This window comes from Planococcus koreensis (assembly GCF_004761975.1).
In the GTDB taxonomy this organism is placed as follows: domain Bacteria; phylum Bacillota; class Bacilli; order Bacillales_A; family Planococcaceae; genus Planococcus; species Planococcus koreensis.
On the sequence record NZ_RQII01000024.1, the window covers coordinates 21,864 to 44,789 of the forward strand.

The 22,926-nt window shown below is 51.7% G+C and carries 17 protein-coding genes and 1 riboswitch; of the genes, 16 read left to right on the forward strand and 1 reads right to left on the reverse strand.

Annotation, left to right across the window (positions count from 1 at the left end; all coding sequences use genetic code 11):
- Positions 1 to 50: 50 nt before the first annotated feature.
- From EGV91_RS05675 to EGV91_RS17100, 8 genes are all read left to right on the forward strand, one after another.
- Positions 51 to 653, forward strand: a complete 603-nt coding sequence (locus tag EGV91_RS05675; RefSeq protein WP_221300880.1) for a hypothetical protein — start codon at positions 51 to 53, stop codon at positions 651 to 653.
- 144 nt (positions 654 to 797) lie between these two features.
- Positions 798 to 1,637 (forward strand): DUF6920 family protein, encoded by an 840-nt coding sequence (locus EGV91_RS05680; RefSeq protein WP_135501538.1) that lies wholly within the window; start codon positions 798 to 800, stop codon positions 1,635 to 1,637.
- Positions 1,638 to 1,751: 114 nt separating this feature from the next.
- Complete coding sequence (locus tag EGV91_RS05685; RefSeq protein ID WP_135501540.1) at positions 1,752 to 2,735, forward strand: aldo/keto reductase; 984 nt, start codon at positions 1,752 to 1,754, stop codon at positions 2,733 to 2,735.
- Between the two features lie 196 nt (positions 2,736 to 2,931).
- Positions 2,932 to 3,038: riboswitch (SAM riboswitch) on the forward strand.
- Between the two features lie 74 nt (positions 3,039 to 3,112).
- Complete coding sequence (locus EGV91_RS05690) at positions 3,113 to 4,972, forward strand: bifunctional homocysteine S-methyltransferase/methylenetetrahydrofolate reductase (protein WP_135501542.1); 1,860 nt, start codon at positions 3,113 to 3,115, stop codon at positions 4,970 to 4,972.
- Positions 4,953 to 8,393, forward strand: a complete 3,441-nt coding sequence (gene metH / locus EGV91_RS05695) for a methionine synthase (RefSeq protein WP_135501544.1) — start codon at positions 4,953 to 4,955, stop codon at positions 8,391 to 8,393. Before EGV91_RS05690 ends, metH begins: the two co-directional genes overlap by 20 nt.
- A 335-nt stretch (positions 8,394 to 8,728) precedes the next feature.
- The gene (locus EGV91_RS05700; RefSeq protein WP_135501546.1) at positions 8,729 to 9,727 is read left to right on the forward strand and encodes a Gfo/Idh/MocA family protein; all 999 of its coding nucleotides are present in this window, start codon (positions 8,729 to 8,731) and stop codon (positions 9,725 to 9,727) included.
- 269 nt (positions 9,728 to 9,996) lie between these two features.
- Positions 9,997 to 11,004: an LLM class flavin-dependent oxidoreductase gene (locus EGV91_RS05705; protein WP_135501548.1), complete on the forward strand. Its 1,008-nt coding sequence runs from the start codon at positions 9,997 to 9,999 to the stop codon at positions 11,002 to 11,004.
- A gap of 73 nt (positions 11,005 to 11,077) precedes the next feature.
- Positions 11,078 to 11,215, forward strand: coding sequence for a hypothetical protein (locus EGV91_RS17100; protein ID WP_158290570.1), 138 nt, complete (start codon positions 11,078 to 11,080; stop codon positions 11,213 to 11,215).
- Between the two features lie 61 nt (positions 11,216 to 11,276).
- On the opposite strand, the gene EGV91_RS05710 is transcribed toward EGV91_RS17100, so the two are convergent.
- Positions 11,277 to 12,305 carry an NADP-dependent oxidoreductase gene (locus tag EGV91_RS05710; RefSeq protein WP_135501550.1) on the reverse strand — a complete coding sequence of 343 codons (1,029 nt, stop codon included), beginning with the start codon at positions 12,303 to 12,305 and terminating at the stop codon, positions 11,277 to 11,279.
- Positions 12,306 to 12,457: 152 nt separating this feature from the next.
- Here EGV91_RS05710 and EGV91_RS05715 point away from each other — a divergent pair, with 152 nt between their 5' ends.
- The 8 genes from EGV91_RS05715 to EGV91_RS05750 form a co-directional block, all read left to right on the forward strand.
- A complete protein-coding gene (locus tag EGV91_RS05715; protein ID WP_135501551.1) occupies positions 12,458 to 13,579 on the forward strand; it encodes an NADH-dependent flavin oxidoreductase in 1,122 nt (373 codons plus the stop codon).
- A gap of 178 nt (positions 13,580 to 13,757) precedes the next feature.
- Positions 13,758 to 14,495: an SDR family oxidoreductase gene (locus EGV91_RS05720; protein WP_135501553.1), complete on the forward strand. Its 738-nt coding sequence runs from the start codon at positions 13,758 to 13,760 to the stop codon at positions 14,493 to 14,495.
- Between the two features lie 143 nt (positions 14,496 to 14,638).
- Entirely contained in the window at positions 14,639 to 15,487 is an 849-nt protein-coding gene (locus EGV91_RS05725; protein ID WP_135501555.1) for a MurR/RpiR family transcriptional regulator, read from the forward strand.
- A gap of 136 nt (positions 15,488 to 15,623) precedes the next feature.
- Positions 15,624 to 16,508 carry an N-acetylmuramic acid 6-phosphate etherase gene (gene murQ / locus EGV91_RS05730; protein ID WP_135501557.1) on the forward strand — a complete coding sequence of 295 codons (885 nt, stop codon included), beginning with the start codon at positions 15,624 to 15,626 and terminating at the stop codon, positions 16,506 to 16,508.
- A gap of 24 nt (positions 16,509 to 16,532) precedes the next feature.
- Positions 16,533 to 17,912, forward strand: a complete 1,380-nt coding sequence (locus tag EGV91_RS05735; RefSeq protein WP_135501559.1) for a PTS transporter subunit EIIC — start codon at positions 16,533 to 16,535, stop codon at positions 17,910 to 17,912.
- Positions 17,913 to 18,326: 414 nt separating this feature from the next.
- Complete coding sequence (locus EGV91_RS05740) at positions 18,327 to 19,394, forward strand: DUF871 domain-containing protein (RefSeq protein WP_135501561.1); 1,068 nt, start codon at positions 18,327 to 18,329, stop codon at positions 19,392 to 19,394.
- Between the two features lie 206 nt (positions 19,395 to 19,600).
- Complete coding sequence (locus EGV91_RS05745; RefSeq protein ID WP_135501563.1) at positions 19,601 to 21,238, forward strand: serine hydrolase domain-containing protein; 1,638 nt, start codon at positions 19,601 to 19,603, stop codon at positions 21,236 to 21,238.
- Positions 21,239 to 21,256: 18 nt separating this feature from the next.
- A partial coding sequence (locus tag EGV91_RS05750; RefSeq protein WP_135501565.1) for a glycoside hydrolase family 3 N-terminal domain-containing protein occupies positions 21,257 to 22,926 on the forward strand: 1,670 nt, incomplete at its 3' end.

The following is a 22,926-nucleotide window of genomic DNA, read 5'->3' on the forward strand; positions in this document are numbered from 1 at the left end:
TGATTATGATAAAAAAGGAAGAATTTTTTACAGTGAAGGGGATAACTGGGATGAAATGGCTGCCGACAAGAAAGAATAAGGTGGATGCCTTTTGGCAATGGTTTTCGGACAATGAGGAAAGTTATTTTGAGCTGGCGGAAGAGGAAAGAGAAGAGCTTTTTGATTTGCTGCACCGCAAGCTGAAAAAGGTCAATAAACATCTGGCGTTTGAATTCAGTGCAGAGCCGGAAGATGGCAAGCGCGAGTTCATCATTAGCGCGGATGGGATGGTGGAGGCATTTGACGAGGTCTTCGACTTGCATGAAACGGCACCCCAACTCGAGCGGTTTACAATCATCCCATTCCGGCAAGCGTCTGACGAGGAGTTCAGCGTCAATTGGGGCGATATGGAATTGACAAGGGACGACGTCTATTACACGGCGCTGAAAGATCTGGAGCGCGAGGAAGTCAGCTTGAACCTCTATATCAAAGGGCTGACCGAAGAGAACAATGAAGAGCTGATTCCAGTGGTCTTTATTCTGCTGGATTCGGTCATCGGTGAATACAATATGGGCGTGCACGTCGGCAATATCGAGTTCCGTCCGTTTGAAGCACATCCGAAAGCGCGGCCAATCAAAAACTTGAAGGAATTGTTTCCAGACGATGGCCTGTGAAGGTTTTTGAAATAAAGTGCGTCAACGGATTTTATTTACAGGAGAAAGCATTGTCCATGCCGTATAGTATAAACAAGGCATTTACATGATTTTTTGATCGTTGCTCGGACAGCCGGTACACAGAAGAGGGAAGGGGTGAAGTTGATGCAGCTTATCGTTTTGGCGCTTGGCTTAATAGCTGTGGCGCTGTATGCCTATAAAAAGAAGGGGCCTTCGGAAGGCGGAAGGAAGAGGCAGACTAAGGACGCAGGGGCAAATTTGGCGCTTGTGACAGCAGAGCGGACCAGAGAGCTGCCGAAGCCGGTGCAGAAATGGCTGGCATGGAGCGGTTCCGTTGGCAAAACGGAAGTCCGCAGCATGTACTTGGAGCAGCGCGGGCAAATCAAGCTGAAACCGGAACAGAAGCATTGGACTCCTGCCAAAGCGGAGCAGTATTCAACTTTCGAACCCCCGGAATTTACGTGGAAAGTGGATATGAAAATGGCACCTGGCACCCATATCAGCGGGAAGGATGTCTTCCGCAACGGGCATGGACAGATGCGCATCAAATTCGACGGCATTATGCCGCTTTCGAAGACTGAAAACAATGCCAAGACGAACCAATCGTCGCTGCAGCGCTATTTGATGGAGTTGGCGTGTTGTCCGGCAGCGGCCTTGAGCTCCTATGTCGATTGGCAGAAGGCCGATGAAACGACGGCCACAGCGATGATGGAATTGAACGGTGTTTCCGGTACCGCGGATTTCCATTTCGATATGCAAGGTGAACTGAAATCCGTGACAGCGCTGCGTTATAAAGACAGCGACGAAGGGGCCGAGAAGATGCTGTGCACCGCGAATATCCTGGGTTATATGGATGCAGACGGCATCAAAGTGCCGTCAAAGATCGAGATTGTCTGGGATCTGCCGGAAGGGCCATTTACTTGGTACAAATTCGAAGTCAGCGGCGTCCGATACAATGAGCCTGCGCCAACGGGATGGCTTTGAACAGGGAATGAGTTTATCCGTCAAACGACAAGGGAAAAGACAGGTTATGGAATGCCACAGCTAGCAGGCTGTGGTTTTTATTTGTATCAATCTGAGAGAATGGAAGTGTAAAGGATGAATTATCGGAATATTGGCAAGACGGATTTGAATGTCAGCGAATTGAGTTTCGGCACGTGGGCAATCGGCGGCGACTGGGGCAGCAACGACGACAGCGAATCGCTGCGCGCACTCGATTACGCCATGGATGAAGGCGTGAACTTTTTCGACACGGCTGATGTCTACGGCGGCGGGCACAGCGAAGAGCTATTGGCCAAAGCGACAAAAGGCAAAGGGTCAGATATCATAATCGCAACGAAATTCTGCCGCGCAGGCGATATCCATGACCCTGCGACGTATTCGCAAGAAAGCGTCACGGCTTATTGTGAAGCGAGCTTGCAGCGCTTGGAACGGGAAACGATCGACCTCTACCAGATCCATTGTCCGCCGATCGAGATCTTGCGCGATGGCCGGGTTTTCGAAGTGCTGGATAAACTGAAGGCGCAAGGCAAAATCCGCCATTACGGCGTCAGTGTCGAAACGGTGGAAGAAGGCTTGCTGTGCCTGGAAAATCCCAATGTCAGCAGTCTGCAAGTCATCTTCAATCTGTTTCGCCAGAAGCCGCTCGAGGAATTATTCCCGAAAGCGTCGGAGCAAGGTGTCGGCATTCTTGCGCGCGTGCCATTGGCAAGCGGCTTGCTGACCGGAAAATTCAAAAAAGACGCCGAGTTCGAAGAAGCGGACCACCGCAATTTCAACCGCGACGGCCAAGCGTTCAACGTCGGTGAAACCTTTGCCGGCCTGGAGTTCAACAAAGGCGTCGACCTCAGCAATGAATTGAAATGGATTGCAGAAGGGCGAGGCAATATGGCGCAAGCGTCGCTGAAGTGGATTTTGGAACACGATGCGATTTCATCTGTCATTCCGGGCTTCAAGAATGTGCGCCAAGTAGAAGACAATCTGAATGCACTTTATGCAAAAGCGTATTCAGCCGAAGAGCTGGAACGCCTGTCGGAATTCTACAAAGAAGAAGTGGCTGGAGCAATCAGAGGGCCGTATTAGAATGAGTTTTTACGATGGCGCTCTTCACGCGAGTGGGGGCGTTTTCGTCTGTCTGCATTCAGCCTCCGCACAATATGCAGAAAGTATCCGCTTTCATTTGGAATTAAACAGAAAGTTCTACGTTTTTAGACGAATTCGCTTGACCGGCGCTCTTTATGCAGGTAAGATTTTAAGAATACAAAAACTGCATAGTGAATTCTTATCGAGAGAAGTTGAGGGACTGGCCCTGTGACGCTTCAGCAACCAGCCATTCGTGGTCAGGTGCTAAATCCAGCAGGCACGCAATTGCCTGGGAGATGAAAAGGAACGAGTTTAACGACCGTAAAGCCTTCTTTTTCATGGAAGGCTTTTTTTCTATATACAGGAGGGTGAGCGGCATGAAATTATTGGATGCATTGAAAACGCGTGTGTTGACAGGGGACGGTGCGATGGGGACGCTGCTGTATTCGTACGGCATCGAGTATTGCAACGAGGAGCTGAACCTGCAGCGGCCGGAAATCGTCAGCAAGATCCACCAGGATTACATCAAGGCGGGGGCCGATATCATCCAGACGAATACGTACGGCGCGAATGCCCATAAGCTGGCGCGCTACGGCCTGGAAGAGCAAGTGAAAGACATCAACCTCGCTGCGATCGATATCGCAAAGCGCGCTGCGGCGCCGGGCGGGCAATACGTCTTCGGGACGATCGGCGGCATCCGCGGCATGCGGAAAAGCGATGCCACGATGCAGGAAATCATTGCAATGGTCGACCAGCAGGCGCAGCATTTATTGTCCGGCGATCCGGATGGCTTGCTGCTGGAAACGTATTACGATTTCGAAGAGCTTGCTGCGACGGTCACGCATTTGAAAAGCATGACGGATACGCCGCTCATTGCGCAAGTGTCGATGCACGAGCCGGGCATCCTGCAAAACGGTATGTCGCTGAACGATGCGCTGCACCAGCTTGAAGCGCTCGGAGCGGACATCGTCGGCGTCAATTGCCGCCTCGGCCCGCACCATACAATCCAGGCATTCGAAGAAGTATCGCTGCCGGAAAAAGCATTCCTGTCGGCGTATCCGAATGCCAGCTTGCTCGACGTGGAAGACGGCCGCATTGTCTATGAATCGGAAGCCGATTATTTTGGGCGGGCTGCCTTATTATTGAGAGAAGAAGGCGTGCGCTTAATTGGCGGCTGTTGTGGCACGACGCCGAAGCATATTGAAGAAGTGAAAAAGCGCATGCGCAATTTGGCGCCAGTGACGGAAAAGAAAGTAGTAGCGAGAAAGCCGATCGTCATCCGCGAAGCGGAAGCGCTCGACGTCAAGCCGCTGCATGAAAAAGCGAAGACGGAGCGTACGATTATCGTCGAACTCGACACGCCGCGTCATTTGGACGTTTCGAAATTCATCGAAGGATCGAAAGCGCTGAATACGGCAGGAGTCGATGCCGTGACGATGGCCGATAATTCGCTTGCTTCGCCGCGTATTTCCAATATGGCGATGGGATCGATTTTGAAGTTGCAGGAAAACATCCGGCCGCTCGCGCACATCACGTGCCGCGACCGCAATTTGATCGGCCTGCAATCGCATTTGATGGGGCTTGACGCCCTTGGGATGCATGATATCCTGGCAGTTACGGGAGATCCAACGAAAGTCGGGGATTTCCCGGGAGCGACAAGCGTCTATGACGTTTCCAGCCTGGAATTGATTCAACTGATCAAGAAACTCAACGAAGGCATTTCGTTTTCCGGCAAGCCGCTGCGCAAAAAAGCGAATTTCTCGGTAGCGGCGGCATTCAATCCGAATGTCCGCGTCGTCAGCCGGGCGGTCAAGCGGCTCGAACAGAAAATTGACAGCGGCGCGGATTATTTCATTTCCCAACCGGTGTTCACCAAAGAGAAAATCATTGAAATATACGAAGAAACGAAGCATTTGAGCACGCCGATTTTCCTTGGCATCATGCCGCTCACTAGCATACGCAGCTCGGAATTCCTGCACAATGAAGTGCCAGGCATCAAGTTATCGGAAGATGCGCTTGAACGGATGCGCGCATGCGGCGACGACAAGGACCGGGCGACCGCTGAAGGCATTGCGATAGCGAAGGAATTGATCGATACGGCGGCGGGGCTGTTCAACGGCATTTACTTGATCACGCCATTTTTCCGCTACGAAATGTCCGTGGAATTGATCGATTACATCAGGCAACTAGATTTGCAGAAAGAAGGCGAAAGCAGCCATGTCCAAAACACTTATTGAACAGCAGCTTGAAAAACGAATCCTGATCATCGATGGCGCGATGGGAACGATGATCCAGAACGCCGATTTGTCGGCGGAAGATTTCGGCGGCGAGGAATTCGATGGCTGCAACGAGTACTTGAACATCGTGCGCCCGGACGTCATCGAAGGCGTCCACAAAGCCTATTTGGAAGCGGGAGCAGACATTCTTTGTACGAACACGTTCGGCGGGACTCCTGTGGTCTTAGACGAATATGGGCTTGGCAACCAGGCGGCGGACATCAACCGCCGCGCTGTGGAAATTGCCAAGAAAGCGGCTGCTGCTTATTCCACCCCTGAATGGCCGCGCTTTGTTGCAGGTGCAATCGGGCCGACAACGAAAACCTTGTCGGTGACAGGCGGCATCACGTTCGACGCCTTGCGCGAAGATTTCCATGTACAGGCGAAAGCGCTGGTTGAAGGCGGAGCGGATTTGATCTTGCTGGAAACGAGCCAGGACATGCTGAATGTCAAAGCGGCGACGATCGGCATCAAGCAGGCTTTCGAAGAGTTGGGCAAAGAATTGCCGATCATGATTTCCGGTACCATCGAGCCGATGGGCACGACGCTTGCCGGGCAGAGCATTGAAGCGTTCTATATTTCCATTGAACACGTCAAGCCGCTGTCGGTCGGATTGAATTGTGCGACCGGCCCGGAATTCATGACGGACCATTTGCGCTCGTTGTCTGAGCTGTCCGACGGCTTTGTCAGCTGTTACCCGAATGCCGGGCTGCCGGACGAAGAAGGCCATTACCACGAAACGCCGGAATCGCTGTCGAAAAAGCTGCGTGGCTTTGCTGAAAAAGGCTGGCTCAACGTCGTCGGCGGCTGTTGCGGCACGACGCCTGCGCATATCAAGGCTGTGCGTGAAGCGGTGGTTGGGCTGCCGCCGAGAAAACCTGAGCAGACCGGACACGGCCATGTGCTGGCAGGCATCGAACCGCTGCAATACGACGATTCGATGCGCCCGCTGTTTATCGGAGAGCGCTCGAACGTCATCGGTTCGCGGAAATTCAAACGCCTCATTGTGGAAGGGAAATTTGAAGAAGCCTCAGAAATCGCGCGCGCCCAAGTGAAAAACGGGGCGCACGTCATCGATATCTGCCTTGCCAACCCCGACCGCGATGAACTTGAGGACATGGCGAATTTCATGCACGAAGTGGTGAAGAAAGTCAAAGTGCCGCTCGTCATTGATTCCACAGACGAGGATGTCATCGAAGCAGCGCTGAAATTCTCGCAAGGCAAGGCGATCATCAACTCGATCAACCTTGAAGATGGCGAAGAACGATTTGATGCGGTCATGCCGCTGGTGAAAAAATACGGTGCGGCGGTCGTTGTCGGAACGATTGATGAACCGGGGATGGCGGTGACGCGTGAGCGGAAGCTTGAAATCGCCGAACGTTCATATGATTTATTGGTCAACAAATGGGGCCTCGCGCCGGAAGACATCATTTTCGATCCGCTCGTGTTCCCGGTCGGAACCGGCGACCAGCAATACATCGGCTCTGCGGTCGAGACGATCGAAGGCATCCGTTTGATCAAAGAAAGACTGCCGCGGACATTGACGATCCTCGGCATCAGCAACGTGTCGTTCGGCTTGCCGCCGGTCGGCCGGGAAGTGCTGAATGCGGTTTACCTGTACCATTGCACGCAGGCGGGGCTCGATTACGCCATCGTCAATACGGAGAAATTGGAGCGCTACGCATCGATTCCGGAAGCGGAAATCAAGATGGCCAATGAATTGCTGTTCACGACGACAGACAAGACATTGGCGGATTTCACCGATTTCTACCGCGATAAGAAAAAAGAGAAAAGTGAAGACGACATCCCGAAAAATGTGCCGGACCGCCTCGCTTATTACATTCTCGAAGGCACGAAAGAAGGGCTTATTCCGGATCTGGAGAAAGCGCTCGACATGTACGACACGCCGCTTGATGTCATCAACGGACCGTTGATGGCCGGCATGGCGGAAGTGGGGCGTTTGTTCAACGACAACCAGCTGATTGTCGCCGAAGTGCTGCAAAGCGCAGGCGTCATGAAGGCGGCGGTTTCATTCCTTGAAGGCTTTATGGAGAAAAAAGCGGCGGACGATACCGGCAAAGGGAAAGTGGTGCTTGCGACGGTCAAAGGCGACGTCCACGACATCGGCAAAAACCTGGTCGACATCATCCTCAGCAATAACGGCTTCAAAGTCATCGACATCGGCATCAAAGTGACGCCGGCGACGCTGATCGAAGTCATCAAAAAAGAAAAGCCGGACATCATCGGCTTGTCAGGCCTGCTGGTAAAATCCGCCAAGCAGATGGTGCTGACAGCGCAGGACTTCAAGGAAGCGGGCATCGATGCGCCAATCCTCGTCGGCGGTGCCGCCTTGTCGAGGCGCTTCACGGAAACGAAGATCGCCGCTGAATACGACGGCCCGGTCATCTACGCGAAAGACGCCATGCAGGGCCTGGATCTGGCCAACCGTTTGCAGAGCGGGGCCGGAAAAGCGGTGCTGCTCGAGGAATTGGGCGCGCAGCAAGAAAAGCGCCAGGCTTCGGAAGCGGCGAAAGCTGCCAAACCGGCTGTTGCGGTAGCGGAAAAACCAGTGAAAACCGTACGCGAAGACGTGCCGGTCTTTGTGCCAGGTGATTTGCGCCGCCATGTCTTGAAAGAGTATTCGGTTGCGCATTTGTATCCGTACGTCAATATGCGCACATTGATCGGCCATCATCTCGGCTTGCGCGGCTATAGCGATAAAATGCTGGTGCAAGGCGATCCGCGCGCAGTTCAGCTCCACGAATTGGCGACCGAGTTCCTCGGCTCCGGCATCTTGAAGCCGTCCGGCATGTACCAGTTTTTCCCGGCGCAGTCAGACGGCGAAGATGTCGTTATTTACGATCCGAACGATGCCAAAACCGAAATCGAACGCTTTACCTTCCCGCGCCAGGCATCCGAACCATTCCTGTGCCTTGCCGATTACTTGAAGTCCGTCGACAGCGGTGAAATGGATTATGTCGCGTTCATGCAAGTGACAGCGGGGCATGGCGTCCGTGACGAAGCGAAACGCTTGAAAGATGCCGGCAAGTTTTTGGAGAGCCATGCGCTTCAGGCGACGGCGCTGGAACTCGCGGAAGGCTTTGCTGAGCGCATCCACCAGGAAATCCGTGACCAATGGGGTTTCCCGGATGGCACTGACTTTTCGATGCGCGACCGCTTTGCGGCGAAATACCAGGGGCAGCGTTTCTCGTTCGGCTACCCGGCCTGTCCAAATCTGGAGGACCAGGCAAAACTGTTCGGTCTCATCAAACCGGAAGACATCGGCGTCCACCTGACCGAAGAATTCATGATGGACCCGGAAGCGTCCGTTTCGGCGATTGTCTTCGCCCATCCGGATGCCCGGTATTTCAACGTCGAATAAATCAGGTGAGGGAGTGCGGACAGTATTCCCTGGATTTTGGACAGTATTTGGACCTGTACGGACAGTAGTTGCAGCCTTGCGGACAGTATTTTCAATATAGAAGGCAATTTAGCCGAAAATACGGAAAAACAAAAGAGCTGAATACGAAACTTTTGGCGTTCCGTAAATAGCCCGAAAAACAAGAGCCTCAGCTGTCTAGTTGAGGCTCTTGTTTGCAGCCAAAGCCATTTTCTCGATAATGAAAAATGGGGAAATGGGCGAAGGTTTAAAAACGAAGAAAAGCTGGAACTTTGGTATATTAAAAAAAAACGATGGATAGAAGAGGGGGATTAAAGATGGAGAAAGTCCGTTGGGGCATTATCAGTACAGCGAATATTGCACAGAGCCAGTTCATACCCGCTATTTTCCGCGCCGAAAATGCAGAGGTGTCGGCGATTGCCAGCCGCAGCAACAAAGTCCATGCCATTGCATCGCGTTTGGATATACCGAAAGCATACGAAAGTTATGAAGAGCTAGTGGCTGATCCAGCGATTGACGCGGTTTATATCCCGCTCCCTAACCATCTGCATAAGGAATGGGTGCTCAAAGCGGCAGCGGCAGGAAAGCATATCCTTTGCGAGAAACCGGCTGGATTGACTGCAGCGGACGCCGAAGAAATGATCACGGCGTGCCAGGCGGCAGGGGTGAAGTTCATGGAAGGCTTCATGTATCAGCTGCATCCTCAGCATGAACGGGTAAAGGAGATCATGGCTTCTGGAGAAATCGGTGATGTGAAACTGATCCGTTCAAGCCATTCTTTTTACCTGGAGAATCGGACAGGTGATATCCGAATGGACAAAAAAATGGGCGGCGGTGCTTTATACGATCTTGGCTGTTACTGCATTCACGCAGTGAGGCATCTGTCGGAAGCCGAACCGGTGAAAGTGCATGCAGTTTCCGAAATTGATGAGGCTGCTGGAATCGATTTGTCGGCAAACGTCAATTTGGAACTCGACAACGGCATGTCGGCGATTTTCGACTGCAGCTTTGATATGGCCAGCCGAAACGAATACGAAGTAATTGGAACTAAAGGGACCATCAAAGTACCTTATGCGTTTCGTCCGGATACCAACGCAGGAATGGGTGTCATTCTTGTCGAAACAGCAGGCAATTCGCGGAAAGAAGAAATTCATGGAGACCTTTACCGCCTGGAAGTCGAGCATTTCTCTTCGGCAATATTAACCGGTTCACCGCTTGCAGTCACCGCGGATTCAACCATCCGCAATATGCGCATCCTCGAGGCTTGCCTTACAGCGAATAGATCCACGAACGCAGTTTCTGTGGACATTCGTTGAACGGTCAACGCTGATTAATGAAATAGGCGCTATCGGACAGTATTTCTCGGATTGCGGACAGTATTCGGGTACATCCGGACAGTATTTGCTGCCGTGCGGACAGTATTTCCAATATAGAAGGAAATCTATGCAAAAAAAGAGCGGCTCAGTGATTGAGCCGCTCTTTTTTGCGTCAAATTAGCTTGATTAATTCGACAAACCTAGCGGTGGGAGCGATAAAGCTGAGTGTGATAAACTTATGCCATCAGGAAATGTCAGGAGTGGGATTTGTGTTTGCTTTGAATATACTCGACTACTCGCCGATTGACGAGGGAGCGGCCGCGCGCGATGCGCTGCTGCAGACAATTGAACTGGCCAAGCTCGCAGACCGGCTCGGCTACCGGCGCTTTTGGGTGGCGGAGCATCACAAGGTGCTGTCGGTCGCCGGCAGTTCACCGGAAATGCTGATGATGCAATTGGCGGCTTCGACAGAGCGGATCCGCATCGGGTCGGGAGGCGTCATGCTGCCGCATTACAGCTCCTATAAAGTGGCGGAGAATTTCCGCATGCTCGAAGCGCTGCATCCGGACCGCATCGACCTGGGCATCGGCCGTTCGCGCAGCTACAAAGACGTCAACCAGGCGCTCAATGAAAGCAAAGGCATCAAAGTATCTTACGAACAACAGATCCAGGATTTGCAGAAATACTTCACCGATGACACGGAAAGCACGCACCGCTTTCGCCAGCTGGTGGCGACGCCGATTACTGAAACAGCCCCTGAGATCTGGCTGCTTGGCACCGGCCACGGCAGTGCCGCCATTGCGGCAAAGAACGGCCTCGCTTATGCGTTCGCCCATTTCGCGCGTCCCGCTGCTGACGGTGCGGAAGCCGTCGCGGCATACCGGGAAAAGTTCCGCCCGTCGGATTTATTGGCAGAACCGCATGTCGCCATCGCTGTTTTCGCTGTCGTCGCCGACACGGCAGAAGAAGCGGAGAAGCTGGCGCAAGCGCTCGATTTGTGGCTGCTGTTTGTCGAATCCGAGACGCCGCCTCCGTATTACCCGTCCAGCGAAACCGCTGAACGACGCGGTTTCAGCCGAAGCGAGCGCGAAAAAGTGGAGAAAAACCGCGAACGCATGATTATCGGCGATGCCGAAACCGTGAAGGCGGAAATCGTCCGGCTCGCGGAAGTATATGGCGCCGATGAAGTCACCGTCATCCCGAATGTATCAGGCGCAGCCAACCGCATGAAGATGCTGAGTCTGCTCGCGGAGGCGTTTTCTTTATCAGTGGAATAAAGCCTCTCATCATCTGAAACCTTTTTGGGTTATCCGCGTATTAAGTTTCAAACCGGCAAAGGGGCGGCGGCTGATGAAGAAGAAAAGGTGGAGAAAAGACAAGAAAGATCGAACGTGGATATGGGATGTGGCCGAGTTCTTTCTCGGAATAGCGGAAATAATCCTCTATATTCCACGGATCATCATTCGGATGGTGCGTGATATCAATTGAAAAAGCGTACAAAGCGGCTTTCCGCTTTGTACGCTTTTTTGATGACTGAGACTCGCGATGATTACAGTTTCGCGAAATCCGGGTCTGCCACTTTCACCAATTGCTTGCCGACATTGCTGCCTTGGAATAAGCCGAGGAATGCCTGCGGCGTGTTTTCAAAGCCTTCAACGATCGTTTCTTCGTATTTCAGCTTGCCAGCTTGCAGCCATTGGCCAAGTTCCGTCGCACCTTTTTCAAAATCTGCCGCGTAATTGCCAAGCGTGAAGCCTTGCATCATCGAGCTCGTTTTGATGAGCGACGTCTGGATGCGCGGGCCGAGGTCCTTGCCTGCAGCATTATAGGAAGAAATTGCTCCGCACAACGGAATGCGTGCATTGCGGTTCAATAAGCGCATGACGGCATCCGATACGTCTCCGCCGACATTGTCGAAATAGACATCGACGCCGTCCGGCAACGCGTTAGCCAAGTCTTCCACAAAGCTGTCTTTTTTATAATTGACCGCGGCATCGAAGCCAAGCTCGTTGATCAAGTAATCGATTTTTTCATCCGAGCCCGCGATGCCGACTGCTTTCGCGCCTTTTAATTTCGCGATTTGGCCGACAATCGAACCGACGGCGCCCGCAGCACCTGAAACGACGACCGTTTCACCTGCTTGCGGCTTGCCGATGTCGAGCAAACCGAAATAGGCGGTTAGGCCGGTCAGCCCCAAAACGCCGAGGCGTGTCGTGATCGGTGCAATCGATGGATCGACTTTTTGGAGGCCATCCGCTTTTGCAATATTGTATTCTCCCCATTTGAGGTTGCCGTTGACGATGTCGCCTTGCTTGAATTGCGGCGACTTCGAAGCGATGACTTCAGCGAGCACGCCGCCAGTGATGGCTTCATCGAGCTGGAATGGTGCGATATAGGATTTTGCATCCTGCATGCGGCCGCGCATGTACGGGTCGACCGACAAGTAAAGCGTTTTTAACAGGATTTCGCCGCCTTGCAGCGCGGGGACCGTTTGTTCCACGAATTTGAAATCGTCGTCTGAAGGCATGCCTTCTGGACGGTTGACCAAGTGGATCTCTTTATACGTTATAGGTGCCATGTAAAACACTCCTTCTAATTTGTCTGTAGAGGAGCTTACCACTGCTTTTAAAAGGAATCAAAAATTACACACCGGCGAGCCTGTATTCTTGTAGTTGTCCTAATCCTATGATATTTTGATATACCTATAGACAAAAGAAAAGAGGAATTCACATGAATCCAAACTATAAATCTTTATTCGAAGAAATCACCTTGCCGAACGGTGTTGTTTTGCAGGACCGCTTAGGCGTTGCACCCATGACGACTTATTCAGGAAATCCCGATGGTACGGTGTCCGACGCAGAACTTGAGTATTATAACCGCCGGTCAAACATTGGCGGCTTGTTCGTTTCAGCCTGCATCGCCATCTCTGAAAACGGCATCGCGTTCCCGAACCAATTTATCGGGTTTGATGACAAAGCATTGCCGCGCTTGAAAAAGCTGGCAGATGAAATGAAAGCGAATGGCAGCAAAGCGATTCTGCAGATGCAGCACGGCGGCCGCCAAGGCCAGCCGGATTTGATCGCTGCGAACGAAACAGTGGCACCGAGCGCAGTGGCAGGGCCTGAAGGCAAACCGACGCCGCGGGAATTGACGGCTGCTGAAATCGACGACATCATCCGTGATTTCGGCGAGACGACGCGCCGCGCGATCGAAGCCGGATTTGACGGCGTGGAAATCCACGGCGCGAACACGTATTTGATCCAGCAATTCGTTTCCGCGACATTCAATCAGCGCGAAGACAAATGGGGCGGCAGCCTGGAAAACCGTTTGAGTTTCTCAATGGCGGTATTGGACGAAGTGAAGAAAACGGCTGCGCAATACGCAGACGACAGCTTCATCATCGGCTACCGCCTGTCGCCTGAAGAAAACAACGAAGACTCGGTCGGCTACACGATTGAAGACACAAAAGTGCTCGTTGAGAAATTGATTGAAGGCGGCATCCATTACGTCCACGTGTCTTTATTCGAATTCAAGAAACAGCCGCGCGGTGCAGCAGAACAAGGCAGCATCGTTGAAATTCTGTCGAAACAGATCAATGGCCGTGTGCCGTTTGTCGTGGTCGGCAGCGTCAAAAAGCCGGAAGATGCAGTGGCAGCGCTCGAAGAAGGTGCCGATGTCGTCGCAATGGGCCGCCAAGCGCTGGTTGATCCGGAATGGACGGAAAAAGTGAAGCAAGGCAAAGAACAGGAAATCCATGAAACGATTCCGCAGGAGATGGTCGGCAAACTCGACATCCCGGAATCGATGTGGAACGCCATCACTTCATACGGCATGGTAACCGTTGAAAAATAAAAGATAGAGACTGCACCGGAATCGCCAGCGTATGCTGTAGGATTCGGTGCAGTTTTTTTGTTGGGAAAACCCTCCACAAGGATTGAGCATGATAGTTTACACGCTGTCCCGGGAACTGTAGAGTTTGAAAAGAGCAATAAAAAGAAATCACACCTTAGAAACGGAGCTGGAAGAAATTATGGCAAACACGAAAACAGCAATCATTACAGGTGCAAGCAGCGGCATCGGGCAAGCTACAGCGAAGGAGCTTGCCAGAAAAGGCTATTCGGTGATGCTCGCGGCACGCCGCGAAGATCGCCTGGTCCAATTGAAGCAGGAAATCGAAGCGATGGACGGCACCGCCGAAATCAAAGTGACGGACGTAACTTCAGCAGATGAAATGCAGGCGCTCGCAGATGCCGCGATTGAAAAGTTCGGCCGCATCGACGTCCTCGTCAACAATGCTGGCTTGATGCCATTGTCGTTCATGAACAAACGGAAAATCGCCGAATGGGACCAGATGGTCGACGTCAATATCAAAGGCGTGATTTATGGCATCGCAGCCGTGCTTCCGCAGATGGAAGAACAGAAATCCGGCCACATCATCAACGTGGCGTCGGTTGCCGGCCATGACGTGACGCCGGGCAGCGCCGTATACAGCGGAACGAAATTCGCGGTGCGCGCGATCACGGAAGGTTTGCGCCAGGAACTCGATCCGGCGATGGACATACGCGCGACGATCATTTCACCGGGAGCGGTCGCAACCGAACTGTCGACACACATTACCGACCAAGACATCCTCGACATGTTCGCGTCCGGCGGCGAGATGAAATTCCTGGAGGCGGTAGACATCGCCCGTGCAATTTCCTATGCCGTCGAACAGCCGGCGTATGTCGATGTCAATGAAATCCTCATCCGCCCGAGACAACAGAAATAACTCCTGTCTTGTGATTATTATGCCTGCCTGGCTTTAAGCTGGGCAGGCATTTTACATGGAGTTAATGATTGCGGAGAAAATCGTTCTCCTATAGTATTCAATAAAAAGGCAGTGTACAAACTGAACGCAGTCGGAGGTCTCAAATGAAATCGTTGCTCACAAAAATTGAATTGGCGCTCGGCCAATTATCGGCAGCGGAAAGGCGGATTGGCGAATATATTATCCAACAGCCCGATGCCATCCCGCATATGACCACCAAAGAACTGTCGGAGAAATCCGGCGTCAGCGAAGCCACCATTATCCGTTTCTGCAAATCGATCGGCATGGGCAGCTTTAAATCTTTCAAGCTCGCACTTATGAAGGATTTGGCATTGAGCGACACGAATCTGACCGATTTCTCGGTGCTTCAGCAAAAAGATTCCCCTTATGATTTATTCCATAAAGTGATCCACGTCAATAAATCCGCCATCGAATCCTGCGCAGATTCAATGGACAGGAAAGAGCTGATGAAAGCGGTGGACGCGTTGAAGGCCGCACAGAAAATCGTCTTTTTCGGCGTCGGCGGTTCTTCAACCGCAGCGGTGGATGCCCAGTACAAATTCATGCGGCTTGGCTATCAATCGATCACGTCGCTCGATTTCCATTACATGCTATCGCTGATTCCCCACTTGACGGAAAACGACGTCTTCGTCGCCATCAGTACATCCGGCCAGACGAAAGATGTACTGGAATTGGCACGGTTCGCGAAGAAAAGAGGGGCGAAGGTCATCGCCATTACCAATTTGAATAAATCGCCGCTTTACAAAGAAGCGGACATCCGGCTGTGCACGCCGAATGTGGAACAGGATTTCCGGATCGGCAGCACGTCGTCAAGGATGACGCAGCTGACAGTTGTCGACACGTTGTATATGAGCGTTTTCCATCATCTCGGCGAGAACGTCCTGCAGCAGTACTACGACGCCCGCAAGGAAATGGAAAGTTTGAGAAGATGAAAAGAGCTGATCCTCCAGCTCTTTTTTATTTTTCTGTTATTTGAAATTAAGATTCATAAATATAATAAAATATATTGACATGAAATTTCTTAAGGGTACAATGAAGTCAAGAAATAACCAAATAAAGGATGAGCCGATGCTAGAGAATCTGTCTACGGAAAAGAGAAACCATGACACAATGAAATTGGATGGCATGTCGACGCTGGAAATTCTTCGGGCGATGAACCGCGAAGACGAAACAGTGCCTGGCGCAATTGCTGAAAAAATGGAATCGATTGAACAGGCGGTGCAGGCTGCCATTGAGTCATTTCAGGCGGGCGGCCGGCTGATTTACATCGGTGCCGGGACCAGCGGCAGACTGGGAATTCTGGATGCGGTAGAATGTGTGCCGACGTTCGGCGTCTCGCCGGAAGTGGTGAAAGGATTTTTAGCCGGCGGAATGGACGCATTCACAATGGCGAAAGAAGGAGTCGAGGACAACCCGGATCTCGGCAAGCAAGAATTGGAGCAGGCGTCGTTGATGAAAAATGATACGGTCATCGGCATCGCGGCAAGCGGCAGAACGCCTTATGTCATCGGCGCCTTGCAATATGCCGCTGAAGTGGGAGCGAAGACCGTGGCGCTTTCCTGCAATACAGGCGCAAAAATCAGCCAGTATGCACAAATCGCCATTGAAATCGAGACCGGGCCAGAAATCCTGACCGGTTCGACTCGCCTGAAAGCTGGAACCGCGCAAAAGCTCGTATTGAACATGATTTCAACAGCTTCGATGATCGGCGTCGGCAAAGCCTACGGCAATTTGATGGTGGACGTGCAGGCAACCAATGAAAAACTGATTGAACGTTCGAAACGCATTATTATGGATGCCACACAAGTGGATTACGAAACAGCCGAACTTTATTATCAAAAAGCGGATCGCCATGTGAAAACGGCGATTGTCATGATTTTGCTGGAATGCACCAATGGGGAAGCCATTGAAAAGCTGGAAGCAGCAGATGGTTTTGTAAGAAAAACTTTATAAACATTGGGAGAGCGGGGGGAAAGTATGAAGAAAGAACAAAGAATGGCTCAGGATATTCTCAGCAATGTCGGGGGAAAAGAGAATATCCGAAATATTGCTCACTGTATGACGCGTCTGCGTTTATCGCTAAAAGACGAAAGCAAAGCCAATATCAATGACTTGAAAAGAATAGATGGTGTCATGGGTGTTGTTGAAGACGATACGCTTCAAATCGTCGTAGGGCCGGGGACAGTCAATAAAGTAGCGGCAGAAATGAGCAGCCAAACCGGGCTGGCAGTCGGAGAAGAAACGGATGTCGATGAAAGCAATCTGAGCTTCAGCGAAAAGGCCGAATTGGACCGGGAAAAGATGAAGCAAAAAAACAAAACACCGTTCAAGCTGTTTTTGCGCAGAGTCGGCAATATCTTCATTCCGCTGATTCCAGGTTTGATCGCTTCCGGGATTATCAACGGAACGGCGAACTTCGCGAAAAACGCCGGGGTTGATGAAACCACAACGATCATGCAGATTTTATTGCTGCTCGGAAGCACTGTTTTTGCGTACCTAGCCATTTTAGTCGGCTGGAACACCGCCAAAGAATTTGGCGGCACACCGGTACTCGGCGCGATTGCAGGCGGGATTTTATTCAATCCATTGCTTGCGGATATCGTGATTTACGGGGAACCACTCGTTGTCGGGCGCGGCGGCTTGTTCGGCGTCATCTTGGCTGCCTGGTTGATGACGTTTGTTGAAAAGAAAGTGCGTTCGGTCATGCACAGTTCGATTGATATTCTCTTTACACCATTGATCACGATTTTAGTCGTCGGCTTTATTGCCTTATATGCCATCGTTCCAGTGGCAGGCGTATTGACGGACGTCATCACGACCGGCTTGATCGCTGCATTGGATGCAGGTGGAGTTATCGCAGGCGGCGTCTTGGCCGCATTCTTCCTGCCGCTTGTCATGCTAGGGCTGCACCACGGCTTGACGCCAATCCATTTGGAATTAATGAATTCATTCGGCAGCACCGCGTTATTGCCGATTTTGGCAATGGCAGGCGCCGGCCAAGTCGGGGGCACCATCGCCATCTACGTGAAAACGAAAAATCAGCGTTTGCGCAACATCATCAAAGGCGCGTTGCCAGTCGGCGTCCTCGGAATCGGGGAACCTCTGCTTTACGGCGTCACCTTGCCGCTCGGGCGGCCGTTCATCACCGCTTGTATGGGAGCCGCGTTTGGCGGAGCGTTCCAAGCCGTCATGCACACCGCTGCACAAGGCATCGGCGTATCCGGCATCTCGTTGATCCCGCTGATCGCTGACAGCAAATACATCTGGTACTTCCTAGGGCTCGTCGTTTCCTACGTATTCGGCTTCATCTTCACATACACGTTCGGATTCAAAGAACGCATGGCTGAAGGGATCTAGGTTTTAGAACTATGTAAGATGAATTAATGAATATTTATATTCGATATTACGCAAAATAGCTACGCTTGCCGCGGGCGAGCGCCAAGCCTCCTCGGTCGCTTCGCTTCCTGCGGGGTCTCGGCTGTCTCGCTTTCCCGCAGGCGTCTCCGCTATTTTGCTCCATATCGAGAGATATCTTAGCGAAGGCGCGTCAACGGGCTAGACAAGGAGATGGCCAAATGGAATTTGGACCATTTCCTTTGCGACGAGCTTGCGCAGGAGCAATCGTCTTTGCACTGCCCAAAGCGTCCGGAGCAATGTTTATTATGCTACTTCTTTAGTTCAAATTATTGAGTAAAAAAACTAAACAACACACCAAGCTAAAAGGGAGGATCCATTCTCCCTTTTTTAATTTATCCAAAAGGAGAGAGTAGAATGCGCGGAATATCAGTTTACTTGGGGGAAGGCTCGGCAACAGAGCTGGAGCCTTATATTGAAAAAGTACGGAAGCTTGGGTTCGCATCCATCTTCACTTCTTTGCACATCCCGGAAGAGGACCCGTCCCTTTACGAAGAGCGGCTCCGGGAATTGGGGGCGCTGGCCCGTAAATACGATATGGAATTAATGGCGGATATCTCGCCCAAGTCGCTCGGCCATCTGGGGTTTACTTGGGCAAATGCGGAAGGGCTTGTGGATTGGGGCGTCAGCGGATTGCGGATCGATTACGGAATCGACGAAGCGGTGATTGCTGAACTATCGGGTAAGATGAAAATCGCTTTAAATGCCAGCACGCTGACAAAAGAGGGATTAGCTAAGCTGAAGGCTGCGGGGCTCCGTACGGAAGCGGTTGAAGCGTGGCATAATTTTTATCCGCGGCCGGAAACCGGTTTGGACACGCAGGAATTTTTCAAGGTGAACGAATGGCTAAAGGCAGAAGGGTTGTCGGTGATGGCGTTCGTTCCAGGAGATGGCAAGCTCCGGGGTCCTTTGTTTGAAGGCTTGCCGACATTGGAAGGGCATCGCGCCGTTTCGCCGCTCGCCGCATATGCGGCATTGGAAAAGAGCGGGCTCGTCGATAAAATCCTAGTCGGGGATATCACGCTCAGCGAAGGCAGTTTGGCGCAATTTGCCGCTTACGAGGAAGGCGTGATCCAATTGCGTGCAGAGAGCTTGACGGAAAACGGCGAAGTGCTGGAAATTGCGAGCCGAGTCCATACGAACCGCCTGGACGCGGCGCGGGATGTCGTGCGTTCGATGGAATCCAGGGAATACGGCTTGTTCGGAACGCACCGCCTCCATCCGGAAGAGACCATCGAAAGAACAAAAGGCAGCATAACAATCGACAATGAGCGCTATGGCCGCTACCAGGGAGAACTGCAAATCACGAAAAGAAATCTGCCGGCCGATGGCAAAGTCAATGTGATCGGCAAAGTTTGCCAGGAAGATTTGGCATTGATTGAACACATTCGTTCTGGAGTTAAATTTCAACTGGTATGGGTATAAAGGAGAACTTTAATTTCTTAAATTCATGTTACCAAAGAAGTGTTCCAGGAATTGGAATATGAGTAGATGTGACGCAAGAAAAATTCGGGAAGCGAAAAATCACTGCCAAAGACAGCGCTATTGGGGCATGGGAAACGATTGAATTGTCAGATAATATTAGTTTGTAAAGGTAAATAAATACAATTAAAAATTATGGGAGGAAACAAATGAAAAAGAATGCGAAATTGAAAGTTCTGTCATCCGCTTTGATTTGCTCGCTTGTCTTGACTGCGCCGCTGGCTTCACCGGCCTTGGCGGAATCGCCGAAGCAATGGGATCAGCCTGGTCCCATGTCGCCCGTGCTGCATCCAGGCTCTGTAAAAGGAGCGGGAATGATTCAAGCACCGCTCGACCGTTTCGACCAGGCTGTTGAAAGCGCTCTAGCGGCTAAGTCGATGCCTGGCGCTGTTGCGTTTGTCGCGAGAAACGGCCATATTGCGAAGCACGATGCCTACGGCTTTGCATCTTTGTATGCCGACGGTGCGGGAACGCTGGTGGACAATCCCGTTGAAATGAAAAAAGATACGATTTTCGATCTGGCTTCCATCAGCAAAATCTTTACGACAACAGCCGCGATGAAACTTTACGAAGAAGGGCATTTCCAATTGGACGATCCAGTAGCGATGCACCTTCCGCAGTTTGCTGAAAACGGCAAAGAAAAAGTCACCATCCGCCAGCTCATGACGCATACTTCAGGATTTACCGCTTGGGTGCCGTTGTACCAGCAAGGGGAAAACCGGGAGGACCGCATCGAATACGCGCTGCGCCACAAGCTCGCGAATAGCCCCGGCACCAAATATACCTATAGCGACTTGAACCTGATCACACTCGGCGCGCTGATCGAGAAGTTTTCTGGGAAGCGCCTCGACGAATTTGTGAAAGAGGAAATCACCGAGCCGATTGGCATGAAAGATACGATGTACAATCCTCCGGCTTCGTTGCAAAATCGCATAGCAGCAACAGAATACCAGCCGGCGCTTGGACGCGGAATGGTGTGGGGAGAAGTGCACGATGAAAATGCCTGGTCGTTGGACGGAGTTGCGGGCCACGCTGGCGTCTTTTCGACTGCCTCTGATCTGGCGAAATTCGCCCATATGTTTTTGAACAACGGAAAGTATGGCGGGAAACGAATCTTGGAAGCTGAAACGGTCCGCTTGCTGGAAACCAACCAGATTCCGGAGTTCCCTGGCAATGACCACGGGCTTGGCTGGGAATTGAATCAAGGCTGGTACATGGATGCACTCGCGGATTCATCGGCATTCGGCCATACCGGCTATACGGGGACCAGCATCGTCATCAACCGGAAAAACAACACGATCGCCATCTTGCTGACCAACCGGGTGCACCCATCGAGAACGACCATTTCCACGAACTTCATCCGCAGAGACTTTGCAAGAGCAGTGGCGGACGCGATACCGGCTCCGATTTCCAAACATACGGATGCCTGGTTTGCGGGCTACGGCGATAAATTGAACAATGAAATGCAAATCGCTGTCCCTGAAGGTGCATCAACGGTGTCATATGATACTTGGCACCGGCTGGAAGCAGACTCGGATTTCGGTTTTATTGAAACTTCGAATGACGGCGTGAATTGGAGCCAAGTGGCAGAACCAATCACAGGCAACAGTGAAGGCTGGGAAAGCACCGAGCTTGCATTGCCGGCAAATACCACGCACCTCCGTTTCCGCTACCAGACAGATGGATCGGTCAACGGGCGCGGCTGGTATGTAGAAAATATCCAAGTCGATGGCACCGAAGCCGAACCGCAGCCAGCTGGAAACGATTGGACCGAACGCAGTAATTAAGTTAAAGGGGGATGGAACATGAAGGGATTTCGTAAATATCTTGTATTGCCGCTATTGATTGCCGTTTTGGTGATTTCTTCACTGGCAACAGGCGGAGCAGCGAAAGCGCAATCGGCAGCTGCAGATTTGATTATTGTGCAAAATGTTCCTGAAGTGGAAGTGGAAGTGGACGGCGCAAGTGGGGAATTTACGCTTAAAGCGCTGCACGTCTATGAAGACGGCCATTTCACCGGAACTTCTGAAAATTTGGAGTGGAGTTCTACCAATAAATCAGTGGCTTCAGTAGATTCCGAGGGAACAGTAACGGTACTTGGGAAACCCGGGAAAACGTTCATCACAGTAAGCGATGGCAGTTTTACGGATGAAATTGCCGTGCAGGTGAAACCGGATCCGGCAGCCAAAACCGCCAAAGGGAAACCGCCAGTGAAATCAACGGTGATCAAAGGGGAAGGCGACCGCTATAACGTGGTCGAAAACGCAGTGGCAGGCATGTCGATGGAAGAAAAAGTCGGCCAGATGCTGATGCCTGACTTCAGGAACTGGAGCGGCAAGAACGTCACCGCCATGCTTCCGGAAATCGAAAAACTTGTGAAGCAATACCATTTGGGCGGCGTTATCCTGTTTCGGGAAAACGTTGTAACGACTGAACAAACGACGAAACTGGTCGCCGACTACCAGAAAGCTGCCGAAAAATACGGCATGCTGATGACGATTGACCAAGAAGGCGGCATCGTGACCCGCCTGCAATCCGGCACGGATATGCCAGGCAGCATGGCATTGGGCGCGACCCGCTCTCCGGAAATCACGGAAAACGTGGGGAACGCGATCGGTGAAGAGCTTGCTGCACTGGGCATCAATATGAACTTTGCGCCATCGTTTGACATCAATAACAATCCGGATAACCCGGTCATCGGTGTCCGTTCATTCGGCGAAAAGCCTGAACTTGTGGCGGAACTGGGTGTCGCTTATACGAAAGGGCTTCAAGCTTCCGGCACAGCCGCGACAGCGAAGCATTTTCCCGGGCATGGCGATACCGCAACCGACTCCCATATCGGCTTGCCGGAAGTGCCATATGATCTGGAAAGGCTGAAGGCGGTCGAATTGTATCCGTTCCAAAAAGCGATGGATGCAGGCATCGACGCCATTATGACCGCACATGTGACATTCCCGAAAGTGGATGGCACAAAAGTCATTTCGAAGAAAGACGGCAGTGAAATCACATTGCCAGCAACGTTATCCCATAAAGTGTTGACGGAATTGATGCGGGAAGATATGGGCTATGACGGCGTCATTTTAACAGATGCTTTGAACATGCAGGCCATTGCCGATCATTTCGGGCCGGTTGACGCCGTGATCCGTGCGGTCAACGCCGGAAGCGATATCGTTTTGATGCCGGTCGGGCTTGAAAGCGTCGCAAACGGTTTATACGAAGCAGTGCGCTCGGGTGAAATTTCCGAAGAACGGATCGAAGCTTCTGCGAAACGCATCCTCGCTTTGAAACTGAAGCGCGGAATCGTGAAAGAAGAAACGCCGCAGCCATTGGAACAAAAAGTAGCGAATGCCCTCCAAGTGGTGGGCTCGGTAGAACATCAGCAAGTAGAGCGCGAGGCTTCTGAAAAATCCATTACGCTCGTGAAAAATGAAGGCGTCCTGCCGCTTGCACCGAATCCGCAAGATGCGCTTGTGGT

Excerpts from the sequence above, each read along its gene's own strand:
- EGV91_RS05700 (WP_135501546.1), top strand. The coding sequence starts at position 8,729 with ATGGAGAAAGTCCGTTGGGGCATTATCAGTACAGCGAATATTGCACAG.
- EGV91_RS05740 (WP_135501561.1), top strand. The coding sequence starts at position 18,327 with ATGCGCGGAATATCAGTTTACTTGGGGGAAGGCTCGGCAACAGAGCTG.
- EGV91_RS05720 (WP_135501553.1), top strand. The coding sequence starts at position 13,758 with ATGGCAAACACGAAAACAGCAATCATTACAGGTGCAAGCAGCGGCATC.
- EGV91_RS05735 (WP_135501559.1), top strand. The coding sequence starts at position 16,533 with ATGAAGAAAGAACAAAGAATGGCTCAGGATATTCTCAGCAATGTCGGG.
- EGV91_RS05725 (WP_135501555.1), top strand. The coding sequence starts at position 14,639 with ATGAAATCGTTGCTCACAAAAATTGAATTGGCGCTCGGCCAATTATCG.
- EGV91_RS05685 (WP_135501540.1), top strand. The coding sequence starts at position 1,752 with ATGAATTATCGGAATATTGGCAAGACGGATTTGAATGTCAGCGAATTG.
- metH (WP_135501544.1), top strand. The coding sequence starts at position 4,953 with ATGTCCAAAACACTTATTGAACAGCAGCTTGAAAAACGAATCCTGATC.
- EGV91_RS05675 (WP_221300880.1), top strand. The coding sequence starts at position 51 with ATGAAATGGCTGCCGACAAGAAAGAATAAGGTGGATGCCTTTTGGCAA.
- EGV91_RS05715 (WP_135501551.1), top strand. The coding sequence starts at position 12,458 with ATGAATCCAAACTATAAATCTTTATTCGAAGAAATCACCTTGCCGAAC.
- murQ (WP_135501557.1), top strand. The coding sequence starts at position 15,624 with ATGCTAGAGAATCTGTCTACGGAAAAGAGAAACCATGACACAATGAAA.
- EGV91_RS05680 (WP_135501538.1), top strand. The coding sequence starts at position 798 with ATGCAGCTTATCGTTTTGGCGCTTGGCTTAATAGCTGTGGCGCTGTAT.
- EGV91_RS17100 (WP_158290570.1), top strand. The coding sequence starts at position 11,078 with ATGAAGAAGAAAAGGTGGAGAAAAGACAAGAAAGATCGAACGTGGATA.
- EGV91_RS05745 (WP_135501563.1), top strand. The coding sequence starts at position 19,601 with ATGAAAAAGAATGCGAAATTGAAAGTTCTGTCATCCGCTTTGATTTGC.
- EGV91_RS05710 (WP_135501550.1), bottom strand. The coding sequence starts at position 12,305 with ATGGCACCTATAACGTATAAAGAGATCCACTTGGTCAACCGTCCAGAA.
- EGV91_RS05690 (WP_135501542.1), top strand. The coding sequence starts at position 3,113 with ATGAAATTATTGGATGCATTGAAAACGCGTGTGTTGACAGGGGACGGT.